General features: G+C 71.8%; 14 protein-coding genes. 4 read left to right on the forward strand and 10 right to left on the reverse strand.

What is annotated here, in order from left to right; translation table 11 throughout:
* Position 1: 1 nt before the first annotated feature.
* From ACIBBF_RS16760 to ACIBBF_RS16770, 3 genes are read right to left on the reverse strand one after another with little or no spacing between them, the layout of a single operon-like run.
* The gene (locus ACIBBF_RS16760) at positions 2-826 is read right to left on the reverse strand and encodes an alpha/beta fold hydrolase (RefSeq protein ID WP_397415362.1); all 825 of its coding nucleotides are present in this window, start codon (positions 824-826) and stop codon (positions 2-4) included.
* Complete coding sequence (locus tag ACIBBF_RS16765; protein ID WP_397415364.1) at positions 823-2,064, reverse strand: sensor histidine kinase; 1,242 nt, start codon at positions 2,062-2,064, stop codon at positions 823-825. The genes ACIBBF_RS16760 and ACIBBF_RS16765 overlap by 4 nt, the downstream gene beginning before the upstream one ends.
* Entirely contained in the window at positions 2,061-2,729 is a 669-nt protein-coding gene (locus ACIBBF_RS16770) for a response regulator transcription factor (protein WP_397415367.1), read from the reverse strand. Before ACIBBF_RS16770 ends, ACIBBF_RS16765 begins: the two co-directional genes overlap by 4 nt.
* Before the next feature lie 184 nt (positions 2,730-2,913).
* Here ACIBBF_RS16770 and ACIBBF_RS16775 point away from each other — a divergent pair, with 184 nt between their 5' ends.
* The 3 genes from ACIBBF_RS16775 to ACIBBF_RS16785 all read left to right on the forward strand — a co-directional run bounded on the left by ACIBBF_RS16775 (position 2,914) and on the right by ACIBBF_RS16785 (position 5,538).
* Entirely contained in the window at positions 2,914-3,150 is a 237-nt protein-coding gene (locus ACIBBF_RS16775; RefSeq protein ID WP_397415369.1) for a carbonic anhydrase, read from the forward strand.
* Positions 3,147-4,640 carry a SulP family inorganic anion transporter gene (locus tag ACIBBF_RS16780; RefSeq protein WP_397415371.1) on the forward strand — a complete coding sequence of 498 codons (1,494 nt, stop codon included), beginning with the start codon at positions 3,147-3,149 and terminating at the stop codon, positions 4,638-4,640. The genes ACIBBF_RS16775 and ACIBBF_RS16780 overlap by 4 nt, the downstream gene beginning before the upstream one ends.
* A gap of 61 nt (positions 4,641-4,701) precedes the next feature.
* Positions 4,702-5,538 (forward strand): aldo/keto reductase, encoded by an 837-nt coding sequence (locus ACIBBF_RS16785; protein ID WP_397415373.1) that lies wholly within the window; start codon positions 4,702-4,704, stop codon positions 5,536-5,538.
* 67 nt (positions 5,539-5,605) lie between these two features.
* On the opposite strand, the gene ACIBBF_RS16790 is transcribed toward ACIBBF_RS16785, so the two are convergent.
* The gene (locus tag ACIBBF_RS16790) at positions 5,606-6,346 is read right to left on the reverse strand and encodes a MerR family transcriptional regulator (RefSeq protein ID WP_397415375.1); all 741 of its coding nucleotides are present in this window, start codon (positions 6,344-6,346) and stop codon (positions 5,606-5,608) included.
* Between the two features lie 124 nt (positions 6,347-6,470).
* Here ACIBBF_RS16790 and ACIBBF_RS16795 point away from each other — a divergent pair, with 124 nt between their 5' ends.
* A complete protein-coding gene (locus tag ACIBBF_RS16795) occupies positions 6,471-7,535 on the forward strand; it encodes a hypothetical protein (RefSeq protein ID WP_397415377.1) in 1,065 nt (354 codons plus the stop codon).
* Here the strand turns inward: ACIBBF_RS16795 and ACIBBF_RS16800 are convergent, their stop codons facing one another.
* The 6 genes from ACIBBF_RS16800 to ACIBBF_RS16825 all read right to left on the reverse strand — a co-directional run bounded on the left by ACIBBF_RS16800 (position 7,536) and on the right by ACIBBF_RS16825 (position 12,547).
* A complete protein-coding gene (locus ACIBBF_RS16800; RefSeq protein WP_397415379.1) occupies positions 7,536-8,372 on the reverse strand; it encodes a sigma factor-like helix-turn-helix DNA-binding protein in 837 nt (278 codons plus the stop codon).
* Between the two features lie 126 nt (positions 8,373-8,498).
* Positions 8,499-8,744: a hypothetical protein gene (locus ACIBBF_RS16805; RefSeq protein WP_397415381.1), complete on the reverse strand. Its 246-nt coding sequence runs from the start codon at positions 8,742-8,744 to the stop codon at positions 8,499-8,501.
* A 14-nt stretch (positions 8,745-8,758) separates the two neighbouring features.
* Positions 8,759-9,169: a barstar family protein gene (locus ACIBBF_RS16810; protein WP_397415383.1), complete on the reverse strand. Its 411-nt coding sequence runs from the start codon at positions 9,167-9,169 to the stop codon at positions 8,759-8,761.
* A 73-nt stretch (positions 9,170-9,242) separates the two neighbouring features.
* Positions 9,243-9,659 carry a ribonuclease domain-containing protein gene (locus tag ACIBBF_RS16815; protein WP_397415386.1) on the reverse strand — a complete coding sequence of 139 codons (417 nt, stop codon included), beginning with the start codon at positions 9,657-9,659 and terminating at the stop codon, positions 9,243-9,245.
* A gap of 129 nt (positions 9,660-9,788) precedes the next feature.
* On the reverse strand, positions 9,789-11,222 hold the full coding sequence (locus tag ACIBBF_RS16820; RefSeq protein ID WP_397415388.1) for a sulfatase: 1,434 nt from the start codon (positions 11,220-11,222) through the stop codon (positions 9,789-9,791).
* A 38-nt stretch (positions 11,223-11,260) separates the two neighbouring features.
* Positions 11,261-12,547, reverse strand: a complete 1,287-nt coding sequence (locus ACIBBF_RS16825) for an MFS transporter (RefSeq protein WP_397415391.1) — start codon at positions 12,545-12,547, stop codon at positions 11,261-11,263.
* Between the last annotated feature and the right edge of the window lie 46 nt (positions 12,548-12,593).

The raw sequence follows: 12,593 nt of genomic DNA on the forward strand, positions 1-12,593 counted from the left end.
CCTACGGGCAGCGGCTGGGTTCCGGCACCGGCACGGCCTGGAGGAACGGGAGGACATGGGCGACCACGTGTGCCCGGTCGCTGAGCGTCGTCGCGTGGTCTGCGCCCTCCAGCGTCACGGCCCGGGCGTCGCGCATGACGTGTGCCGCCTCCGCGGCGGCCTCCCACCGTGCCCGGTCCCGGTCGCCCGCCAGCAGCAGCGTCGGCGTGGTGACGTGGCGGAGCCGGTCCGTCGGCACTCCCGGCTCCTGCTCGATCGCGGCGAGGATCGCGCGCAGGGCGTCCGGGTCGTTCGCCATGAACGCCAGTGCGGTCTGCGGGTCCAGCGGCGCTCCCCGGTGGCGCCCCCACCGCTCCACGAACTCGGTCATGCCCCCGAGCCGGAGTGCCTCGTCGAAGTCCGGGAAGAAGACCTCCGCCGGGCCTCCGGCGGTGGCGCGGTGGGTGCCGCCGAGCGAGACGAACGAGCTGATCCGGTCCGGGTGGGTGTCGAGGAGCGTGAAGCCGGTCCGCGCCCCGAGCGAGTACCCGAGGTAGTGCGCGCGGGGGATCGCCAGGGCGTCGAGCACGGCCACGACGTCGGAGGCGAACCGGGTCGAGGTGTAGTCGGCGGGCGCCGTCGGTCGGCCGCTGCGGCCGTGGCCCCGGAGGTCGAGGGTGACGACTTGGTACCCGGAAAGGGCCTCGACGTACCCCAGGCCCCGCCACACCACCTGCGAGAGCCCGGTGCCGTGCACCAGCACGACCGGTGCGCCGTCGCCGTGGGTGCGGTAGGCGATGGCGGTGCCGTCCGGGGCCTGCGCTTCACCGCGACGCGTCGTGCTCACCCGCGCAGCCTAGCGCCGGCCGCCGGAGGTGCCGGGACGCGGCCGAACGGGCCGCCCGACGTCGGGAAGAGCAGCGTGAAGGAGGCCCCGTGCCCGGGAGCCCCGTCGATCGTCAGCTCGCCGCCGTGCGCGGTGACGATCTCGTTGACCAGCGCGAGGCCCAGGCCGAGGCGCACGGCGCCCACCCTGTCCTGGGACCCGCGCCGGAACCGCTGGGTCAGCTCCCGGGCCTGTGCCGGGTCGAGACCCTCGCCGTCGTCGGTCACGGTCAGGGCCGTCCCGAGGCCGCGCGGGCGCAGCGAGATCACGACGCGGCCGCCGTGGGCCACGTGGGCCAGGGCGTTGTCGACGAGGGACGACACCGCGCGGCGCAGGGCGCTCGCGGTACCGACGACGACGTGCTCGGTGCCGGGCTGGGTGTCGACCGCGAGCACGACTCCCGCCAGCTCCGCGCGTGCCGCGAACGACGCGCGGACCTCATGGACGAGGGCGCCGAGGTCGACCGGCAGCCGGGCGAGCGGCCGGTGCTGGATCTCGGCGGCGAGGAGCAGGTCGTCCACGACCTCCGCGGCGACCTTCGCGTCCATCGTCAGCTGCTGCAGCTCCCGGCGCTGGTCCTCGTCGTGGGTGGGGCCGCGCAGCAGGAGCTGGGCGCGCGTGAGCACGATGGCCAGGGGAGTGCGCAGCTCGTGGCCGGCGTCGGCGACGAAGCGGCGCTGCAGGGCCAGGGCCTCGCCCAGCGAGCGGACGGCGCGGCGACCGAACGCCCAGCCGATCAGCGCGGACGCCAGGACGCCGAGGGCGCCGGCCGCGAGGGACAGCCGGGTCAGGCGTTCCGTCTCCTCCTGCTGCTCGACGAAGTTCATGATCGCGGTGACGCGGGTGCCGTCGGGCGCCTGACCGACGTAGGCGAGGAACGGGCTGCCGCAGACGTCGATGCGCGACTGGCCGTCGGACAGCCGTGCCGCGGTCTCGCGGACATGGCGTTCGGGGCAGTTCGCGGGCATGCCGTCCAGGACCACGGTGTCGGTGCCGTCCAGCATGACGTGGTGGTTGCCCGTCTCGGCCACCTTGGCCTGCAGCTTGCTCTCCGACGCGTCACGCCGGGCCTCGAGCCCGACCACGTACACGAGGGCGATCACCGCGGAGACGACGACCGCGACGGCCGCCCCGGTCTGGAGCGCGACGGCCAGGGACGCCTTGCGCAGCAGCCGGCGGTCGCTGATGGCAGTGGTCACGATGTCCCGAGCTGGTAGCCGAGCCCGCGCACGGTACGGATCGTCTGGTGGCCGAGCTTGCGCCTCAGGTAGTAGACGTAGGTGTCCACGGCGTTCGGGCTGTCCGCGTTCTGGAAGACGCGCCGGCGCAGCTCCTCCCGGCTGCGGACCCGGCCCGGGTTGGCCGCGATCACGCTCAGCAGCGCGCACTCCTGGGCGGACAGCTCGACCGGGTCGGCGTCGGGGGAGAGCACCCTGCGCGTGCCGACGTCGAGCCGCCGCCTGCCGAGGTCGATGACGGCCGACGTGTCGGAGTGGCGGCGCAGGAGCGCGCGCAGCCGCGCCAGCAGCTCGTCGCTGTCGAACGGCTTGACCACGTAGTCCTCGGCGCCGGAGTCGAGCCCCTCCACCCGGTCCTCGGTGGTGCCGCGCGCGGTGAGCAGCATCGTCGGCGTCGTCACTCCGCGGGAGCGCAGGCGGCGGACCAGGTCGACCCCCTCCATCACGGGGAGCGTGCGGTCGATGATCAGCGCGTCCCACGTACCGGTCAGCCCGTGGTGCAGCCCGGCCTGGCCGTCGAAGACGGGGACCACGCTGTAGCCCTCCGCCGTGAGCAGCCGAACGAGCAGGTCGGAGAGTCGCACGTCGTCCTCGACCAACAACACACGGCGCGCGTCCTGGTCCATGGGCAGATTGTTTCACCCCCTCTCTGATGTTGCTCTGAGATTCGGTGGCAAGACTTGTGTACAGCCGAGAGCGGCCGAATCCCGGCTGCGACCCGTCCAGGGTTCGCCGTGCACCTCACCTACCCGACGTTCTCCACCACCGTTGACGACCGATGCGCCCACGGGGCGCACCAGGGGGTATCTGATGCAGCATCTTCTCGACCACGCCCGGTCCTTCCTGTTCCTGACCTGTTCCGGCTCCCGGGTCATTCCCTCGCTGATCACCGGCGCCCGCCCGGGGGAGCTCTTCGAGCTCCGGACCGCGGGGAACATCGTGCCCCGCCACGACCGCCGGCTGCGCCTCCACGGCTGGTTCCACGAGGTGGACACAGGAACCGTGCTCGCGCACAGCGCGCACGCCGACCAGTTCCTGCCGCTGTGAGCGCCGTACGGGGTGCGGCGGCGGGGGTGCCGACGTCGAGGCGGGGCACCTTCCTGGCCGACCTGACCGCATCGTTCGTGGTGTTCCTGGTCGCCGTGCCGCTGTGCGTGGGCGTCGCCGTCGCCTCCGGTGTGCCGGCGGAGCTGGGACTGGTGACCGGGATCGTCGGCGGACTGGTCACCGGCCTGCTCCCCGGCAGCAGCCTGCAGGTCAGCGGCCCGGCGGCCGGGCTGACGGTGCTGGTGTACCAGGCCGTGCAGCAGTTCGGCATCTCCGTCCTGGGGGTCCTGGTGCTCGCCACCGGCCTGCTTCAGCTCCTCATGGGCGCGCTGCGGCTGGGCCGCTGGTTCCGGGCGATCTCGGTCTCGGTGGTCGAGGGGATGCTCGCCGGCATCGGTCTCGTGCTCATCGCCGGGCAGCTCTACTCCATGGCGGGGCTCGACGCACCCGGCGCGAGCCTGGCCAAGATCGCCGGCCTGCCCGGCCTGCTCGCCGACGTCTGGCGCTCGCCGACGGCGCTGACGTCGTTCGCTCTCGGCCTGGGCACGATCGCCGTGCTCGTCCTGTGGAAGAAGGTCCCGCAGCGGCTGCGGGTCGTTCCCGCGCCGCTGGCGGCGGTCGGCCTGGCGATCGGTGCGGGTGCGCTCCTCGGCCCGTCGGTGGCCATGGTCGAGGTGCACGGCCTGCTGGACTCGATCCAGCCGCCCGGTCCAGGCGACTTCGCCCGGCTCGCCGAGGTCGGCGTCATCGGCACGATCCTGGCCTTCACGCTGATCGCCTCGGCCGAGAGCCTGTTCAGCGCGGCCGCGGTGGACCGCCTGCACGACGGACCCCGGACCCGGTACAACCAGGAGCTCATGGCGCAGGGCGCGGGCAACGCCGTGTGCGGCGTGCTGGGTGCGCTGCCGCTCACCGCGGTCATCGTCCGCAGCGCCGCGAACGTCCAGGCGGGAGCCCGCACGAGGGCGTCCCGGGTGCTGCACGGCGTCTGGCTGCTGCTGTTCGCCGCGCTGGTTCCCGCGGCGCTCGGACTCATCCCCGTCGCCGCGCTCGCCGGCGTGCTGGTCCACGCCGGGTTCAAGCTGATCCCGCTGGGGGAGGTCCGCCGGCTGTGGCACGGGCACCGGGGCGAGGCTCTGGTCCTGGTGGCGACCGCGGTGGCGATCGTCTCGGTGGGCATGTTCGAGGGGGTGCTCGTGGGGCTGGCCCTCTCGGTGGTCAAGACCGCGTGGGACACCTCCCGTGTGCACCTCGAGGTGGTCGACCCGGGCACCGGTCCGCTCACCGCACGCCTGCGGGGCAGCGCGACGTTCCTGCGGCTGCCCAGGCTGCTCGACCAGCTGGAGGCGCTCCCGCGGGACCGCCCCGTCGAGGTGGACCTGTCCGGGCTGCACCACATCGACCACGCCTGCCGCACGTCGCTGGAGAACTGGGCCGCCCGGCACGGCAGCGAGAGCGTCGAGCCGGTGCGGTTCGCCCAGAAGCTCTGAGCCCGGCCCGGCGGCTTGCTAGCGTCGAGCTACCTGCCGTCCATGTCGAGGAGCTTCGCCGATGTCCATCCCTGCAGTCACGTCGCCGTCCGGCTACACGCTTCCGGCCGTCGGTTTCGGCACCTATCGGCTGCGCGGCGAGGCGGGTGCGGCAGCGGTGGGTGATGCGCTCGCGGCCGGGTACCGGCTGCTGGACTCGGCCGCGAGCTACCAGAACGAGGGTGCCGTCGGCGCCGCCGTCCGGCGCTCCGCGGTGCCGCGCGACGAGATCGTGGTGACCTCCAAGCTCCCGGGGCGCTACCACGCGTTCGACGACGCGATCGCGACCGTCGAGGAGAGCGTGCTGCGCACGGGCCTGGACGCGATCGACCTGTACCTCATCCACTGGCCCAACCCGTCCGTGGGCAGGTACGTCGAGGCGTGGCGCGCCCTCGTCGAGGCGCGGGAGCGGGGGCTGGTGCGGCAGATCGGTGTGTGCAACTTCCTGCCGGAGCACCTCGACCGCCTCGCGCAGGAGACGGGCGTGCTGCCGGTGGTGAACCAGATCGAGCTGCACCCGTACTTTCCGCAGACCGAGGCCCTGGCGTTCCACCACGAGCGCGGCATCCTGACCGAGTCGTGGACCCCGATCGGGCGTGGCAACGACCTGCTGAGCCATCCGGTGGTCGCCGAGCTCGCGACCCGGCACGAGGTCAGCCCGGCGCAGGTGGTGCTCGCCTGGCACGTGGCCCGCGGCGCGATCCCCCTGCCCAAGGCCGCCGGACGTGCCCGGCAACGGGAGAACCTCGCGATCTTCGACGTGGTGCTCACGGACGAGGACGTCGCCCGGCTCACCGCCCTGGGCCGGCCGGACGGTCGCACCGCGAACCAGGACCCGGCCACGTACGAGGAGCTGTGACCGGGTCGGATCCGCGCCGCGCCGGCGGACGACGCCCCGCAACCTCCGGGACGTCGTCCCTCGCGCGTCAGGCGGCGTCGCGGTACGACTCGGCGGCGTGCAGCAGGTAGTACGCCAGCCCGGTCTGCTGCTGCTCGAGCATCTGCCGGTGGAAGTCGTCCGTGACGAAGAACCGCGCCTGGTCGGCGAAGCCGGCGGCATCCGTCGGGTGTGCGACGGCGAGCGCTGCGATGTGGCGCTCGATCGCGCCGGTCACCGTCGGGTCGTCGGTGCGCAGCCCGCCCCGCAGCGCGTCGGCCATGGCAGACATGAACCCGGTCGCCTCGGCGGCGGCCGCGTTCATCGCGTCGGCGTCGACTCCCGCGGTGTCGAGCTCCACACCGTAGGTCTCCTGCAGGTGCGCGTTCTGGTCCTGGAGCGCCTCCTGCCATCCGGCCTGGTCCAGGCCGGTGAACATGCTGTCGGCGGTCATGGGTTCTCCCCTTCTCTCGTGTGCGATGGCCTGCTCGAGCGTCGCCAGGACCTGGGCGAGGCGTGCACCGCGTGAACGGAGCATGGCGCGCTGGTCCAGCAGGCACTCGAGCCGGGAGGTGCGGTCTGTGAGGGCCCGTGCGATCGCGTCCAACGGCATGTCGAGCTCGCGGAAGAACAGGATCTGCTGCAGACGCTCGAGATCGCCGTCCGAATAGGTCCGGTAGTCGTTGCGCTCGTCCCGTGCGGGAACGAGCAGCCCGATCCGGTCGTAGTGGTAGAGCGTCTTGAGCGTCACTCCCGACAGCCGGGAGACGTGGGTGATCGTGTAGGCCATGGACCGCACCTCCTGGGAAGGACCCTCAACCCTGCCCTCAGGGTAGGGTCAAGCGCCCTCCGGGAACTTTCCGGCCGCCGACCAGTTGGTCCGCATAGGATCCGAACCTGGGAGGCAACGAGGAATGTCGGTACGTGAGCGGCTGCTGCGGCCCGCACCCGGGTCGGTCGCGACGGAGAACCGTGCACTGCTCCTCGCGCTCGTCGCGCTGGCGGTGAGCCTGGTGGCGGGCGTCGTGGTGTTCGGGGGCGAGGCCGTCCCGTTGTTCGGCGGGGGATCGGTCGGCATGGTCGCGGCGGTCGCGTCGGGGGCGTCCGGGGCCGTGGCGTTCTGCACCGGCTACGTCCGCTCCGCGCGCGTGCCCCGCGTGGGGATGACGATCGGCAGATGGGGGCGCGCCTTCGACGTCTTCGTGCTCACCGTCACGGCGGCCGGCATCGTCGTGCTGCTGACCGGCTCGGCCTTCGCGGTCTTCGACCTGGCGTTCCGGGAGCTGCGCCTGGACGCGGTGATGGCCGCCGTCCTCGTCGGGGTGTCGGCCGCCGTGGCGGCCTACGTGCTCACGCTCGTGGCCGCGGCCCTGACCTCGGTGGCGATCGCGAACCTGCTCGCCCTGTTCCTCGTCAGCGGCGCACTGGCGAGCATGCTCTCGGCCAACGACAAGCACTGGTGGCAGGTCAACTTCAGCGCCCTGGGCGTCGGCGGCGGCTTCTCGGCGTACGCGTTCAACATGACGCTGGTCTTCGCTGGCCTCGCCATGACGACGCTGTCGCACTACGTGATCGGTGACCTGCGTACCGGTGCGGCCGCCGGGGAGCTGCGTCGGCTCGAGGTGCTCCGGGCATGGCTCGTCGGCGTGGCCGTCCTGCTGGTGGCTCTGGGCTGGGTGACCGTCGAGATCGCCAAGGTGCTGCACACGGTCATCGCGTCGGTGATGACCGTGCTGTTCGCGGGGCTCATCGTCGCCACGCCGTTCCTCGTGCCCCGCCTGCCGCGGACCTTCCTCGTCACGTCGTCCTTCTTCGTGGGCGCGTTCGCCTTCGTGGTCCTGCTGATGTGGCCGGTGGGCTACTTCAACCTGACCGCCGTCGAGTTCGTCGGGTTCTCCCTGCTGCTCACCTGGCTCTTCCTGTTCGTGCGCACCGTGGCGGCGCGGCTCCAGGACGACCGGGCGGTCGACGGCGCGTGACTAACGCACCGGGTCCGTCGGCTGCGGGGCCGGCACGCCGAGGCGCTCGCGCAGCCGCAGGCCGGCGACGAAGCGCGTGGGGGCGTCCAGCAGGCTGAGGACGGCGGCGATGTCCGCCCGCACGGTCCGGACGCTCACGCCGAGCTTGCGGGCGATCTCCTCGTCCGAGGAGCTGGTGAGCATGAGCGTCACGATGCGGCGCTGCCGCGGCGACAGCTCCACCAGCGCCGCCGTCTCCGCGTCGCACGGGTACCTGGTCGCCGACACGGCGTCCCAGTAGCCGCGGGCAGCGGCCAGGCACGCGGCGTCGGTGACCTCCATGACGGTCAGGTCGCCCCGGAGGCTGGGGCCGTCCAGCAGCACGCTGGTGCCGTCGATGATCTTCATCTGCATCGGGGCGAACACGAAGAAGTAGACCGAGGGGTCCTCACCGGACAGGACGAGGCGAGCTTCGGGTTCGAGGCCCGAGTAGCTCCACAGGCTGACCATCCGCAGGCCACGCTCGATGAGGAACGCGTTGTTCGGCAGGCTGGTCATGAGCTGGCCGACCGTGCCGGTGTGGCGTACGGACTCGACGCTCCGCCAGGACTTCGCGGCATCCGCGAGGGCGCGGTTGATACCCACCGGGCCCCGGCCGATGATGCGCGCGGAGACCCGCCGGTTGTGCTCCAGCGCGCTCGCCACCCGGTACCGCTCGACCTGCAGACGTGCCATGGCCTCGAACACGCGCTGGCGCCGCTGCCACGGGAGTCCGCCGGTCTCGAGGTACGCCGAGAAGTCGACGTTGGGGAGCGCCTGCTTCCCCGTATCGACTCCGTCAGGAGCCTTGACCTTCATGCGATCACCCCGCCCGCCCGCCGACCGAGACACAGGCCCGCGCGCTCGCCGGGCCGGTGCGGTCCGCGGACGCGAGGGTGCATCGACAATACCCGGCCCGTGGCCCGAGCACCTCCAAAGTGACGCTCAGCGGACGGTCGGCCCTTCCACGGGCACCGGCCCGGGCGCCCCCGGGTGGGAGATCTCCAGGTTGAGGGTGCTGCGTGACGTCGGGATCACGACGAGCTGGGCCTCACCACCGCTGGTGTCGATGGCACGGACGTGCAGGTGTCCGTCCTTGAGGCGGACGGCGAACTGGTCGGCCCCGGCGACGAGGCGTACCTCGCTGTCGTCGGTGATCACCGTGGGGCTCGTGGGCAGGGTCTTCGGCATGGGTACAGCATGCCTCACCGCAGCTCCAGCACGACCCCGCTCGCCGCCTCCCGGCCGCCGGGCCCGTGCTCACGCACGATCGCGACGATCTCGTCGAACAGGGTCGGCCCCTCGCCACGACGCGCCGCGGCGAGCCGGGCCTCGACCGCCGCCCGGTTCGACGGGTCGACGGACGGCAGGAGCTGCTCCAGGCGGCGGGCCGTGGCGGCGTGGCCGAGCGCCGCCCGGGAGGCCTCCGAGCCGAGCCACCTCAGGACCCAGCCGCCCGCGGGGGTCCCGTACCCGCCGCGGAGCACGTCGTTGAGGGCGTCGAGGTTCCCGCTCCAGGTGTACCCGGTCAGCAGCCGGGAGAACTCGCGGGCGAAGCCGTCGAGGTCGCTGAACCGCGTCCCGTCGACGACGAGCACGGGCAGGTCGTGCGTCATGGTTCGAGGTTATCCGTCCCGGTCGGCCGGGCCGTGCGCCGCGACCGGTCCGGGCGCGGCGCACGGGGGCGGGTCACATGCGGTAGAAGTCGCCGTAGTGGTTGGGCGAGAAGTAGACCACGCCGGTGGTGCGGTCCAGGACGAGCCGGTAGGACTGCCGCGCGGCGCCGCAGGCGCGCGGCGTGACGTCGAACTCGAGGTAGGAGTGGCCGGCCGGGAGCTCACCCTCGTAGTTGTTGTACGTGCCGCCGGCAAAGTTGCACTGGCCGTCCGGCCAGCTCACCCAGCCGCGCGTGCTCGGGTATCCCTTGGAGCTCCAGATCGCCCGCGAGTCGTACGCCTCGGCGCAGCCGCTGTGGGTGCAGGAGCTGTAGACGGTCGCCTCCGCCGCGGGTGCGACGGAGACGGTGGCGGCGGCGAAGCCGACCATCGTGGACAGGACGACGAGCAGACTCACCAGGCTGGACGCGATGCTCTTCTTCTCGGACACGCTGACCTCCCTCTCGGTTGGGACTACCGGGGGAGAGTCTGGTGCGCCCCGCCGACGCGGACCCGACGACGCACCGTCCTGCGGGTGAATTTAACCTGTCCGAATTGTCGGGCGGCGCGAAGGTGACCGTCAGCGGAAGTCCTTGGCCCACGTGGCGGTGTGCAGCGCGCTGCGCGCTCGCCACGTGGAGATCGCCTCGTGCAGGCGCCGCCGCACATCGGCGTGCTCCTCGACGGACCACAGGTCGTGCTCCTCGTTCGGGTCCTCGTGCAGGTCGAAGAGCTGACCGCGGTCGTGGTCGATGAACTCGACCAGCTTCCACCGGTCGTCGCGCACCATGGTCATGAGCTCGGTCTCGGTGAGGATGAGGTCGCGGGCGTGCTCGCTGAAGACGTACTCGCGGCCTGTCCACTGCCGTCCCGTCACGGCCGGCAGCAGCGAGTGCGCCTCCATCCACGGGGGCACGGGCAGGTCCGCCAGGTCCAGGACGGTGGGCCCGATGTCCATGAGGGACACGAGGCCGTCGACGACGGTGCCGGCGTCGATCCGCCCGGGCGCCCACATGATCGCGGGGACGCGGACGCTGGGCTCGTACATGTTCCACTTCTGCGAGTGGCCGTGGTCGCCCAGGGCGTCGCCGTGGTCCGAGGTGAAGATGATGACCGTGTCGTCCAGCACCCCTCGACGGTCCAGCGCGTCGACGATCCCGCCGACCTGCTCGTCGATGAGCGTCACGTTCGCGTAGTAGTGCCGGCGCTGGCGCTGCGTCTGCTCCCTGGTCGGGTCGGGCAGGTGGTGGATGGCGTCGTGGTCGTTGTCGTAGTGCTGCCGACGCAGCGCCTGGAGCGGCTCCGGCTGGGCTGCCAGGTCCTCCGGTGAGCGGGCGGGCTCCGGCATCTCACGCTCGCGGTAGGCATCGAGCACGCGGCCGGGCGGGTCGTAGGGCGGGTGCGGTCCGGGGAAGCCGACCTGCAGCAGGAACGGCTCGCCGGGTGCGCCGTGGTAGCTGTCGAGCCAGTGCCGCGCCAGGTTGCCCACGAAGTTGTCCGCGTGCATGTCCTCCGGCAGCTCCCACTCGAACGCGCCCAGTCGCTCCCGGTAGTCGGGGCGGGTGCGGTAGGTGACGCGCGAGGGCTTCTCGATCCCGCGGGCCCACAGGGCCTTGTCCCAGTTGTCGAGGAAGAACGGCAGGCTCGGGTGCGCGCGGTCCTTGTTCTCGACGACGTGGCGCTCGTGGAAGCCGACGGACGCCTCGTAGGGGTAGGTGTGCATCTTGCCGATGCTCGTGCACCGGTAGCCGGCGTCCGCGAGGATCTCCACCCAGGAGTGCGCCCACCGGTCGTCGTTGCGCAGCACGCCAGAGGTGTGCGGGTACAGGCCGGTGAACAGGCTCGCCCGCGAGGGCGCGCACGACGGCGAGGCCACGTACGCACGGGTGAACGCTGCTCCCTCCCGCACCAGCCGGTCGAGGTTCGGGGTGTCGACGTGCGGGTTGCCGAGCGCCGCGATCGAGTCGAAGCGTTGCTGGTCCGTCATGACGAGGACGATGTTCGGACGGGACATCCGGTGCCGCCTTCCTGTGTCGGGGTGGGTCAGGGTGCTCAGAGCTCGGACGTGTGGGTCTCCTTGGTCAGCAGCACGCACACGGCGCTCACCACCGCGATGCCCACGACGTAGAGCACGGGCGGCCAGTAGGAGTAGCCGAAGGCGGCGGACAGGGCCAGCGCGACGGCGGGCGTCGGGGCACCGCCGATCAGCGCGGAACCCTGGTAGACGATGCCGAGGCCCGTGTAGCGGGTGCTGGTCGAGAACAGCTCGGCGAAGAACGAGCTCTGGATGCTGAACATCAGGCCCGTGCCGACCGCCACCAGGAGCACGATCATGAACCAGGTGAGCAGCACGTTGCCGGTGGCGAGGGCGGGGAAGTAGAACAGCACGCCGACGCCGCTGACGACGATGCCCGCCAGGTACACCGGGCGACGCCCCACTCGGTCGGAGAGGCGCCCGATGACCGGGATGAGGACGAGCTCGACGGCGGCCGCGATGACGAACCCCGTGAGGATCACCTCGCTGCCCAGACCCATGTACTGCGTCGCGAAGGAGATCGCGAACACGTTGATCACGTTGTAGGCGACGGCGTCGGTCATCCGCATGCCGATCCCCAGCAGCAGGTTGCGCCACTCGTGGCGCACCAGCGCTCCGAGGGGCAGCCGGACGGTGGTCCTGGTGGCACGGGTGAACGTGACCGTCTCCTCCACGCGGGAGCGGACGAGCAGGGCGATCGCGACGAACACGCCGCTCAGGAGGAACGGCAGGCGCCAGCCCCAGCTCGTGAACGCGTCGTCGGGCATGAGCTGCACCAGGGAGAACACGCCGGTCGACACGAGCAGGCCCGCGGGGGTGCCCATCTGGTGCATCGAGCCCATGAAGCCGCGCTTGCCCGTCGGGGCGTTCTCGAGGGCGACGAGCGCACCGCCCCCGAACTCGCCGCCGATGCCGATGCCCTGCACCAGGCGCAGTGCGATGAGCAGCGCGGGGGCCGTGACGCCGATGGCGGCGTAGCTCGGCAGGAAGCCGATGGCGAACGTGCTGACCCCGATGAGCAGCACCGTGAGCATCAGCATCGGCTTGCGGCCGATCCGGTCACCGAAATGACCGAACAGGACGGCGCCGAGCGGGCGCGTCAGGAAGCCGACGGCGAACGTGCCGAAGGACTGGATGATCGACACCGTCGGGTCGTCGCCCGGGAAGAACACCCGGGGGAAGATCAGCGCGGCGGCGGTGCCGAACAGGTAGAAGTCGTACCACTCGATGAAGGACCCGACGACGGCGGCGCGGACGCCGCGCCACGCGGTCTTCATCGAGGTGGCGGGAGGGGTGGTGGTCATGCGAGTGCTTCCTCGGACTCGGCGGATGGGCCGGCTCACCGATGGT

Source organism: Promicromonospora sp. NPDC050880, from assembly GCF_044456525.1.
Taxonomy (GTDB): domain Bacteria; phylum Actinomycetota; class Actinomycetes; order Actinomycetales; family Cellulomonadaceae; genus Promicromonospora.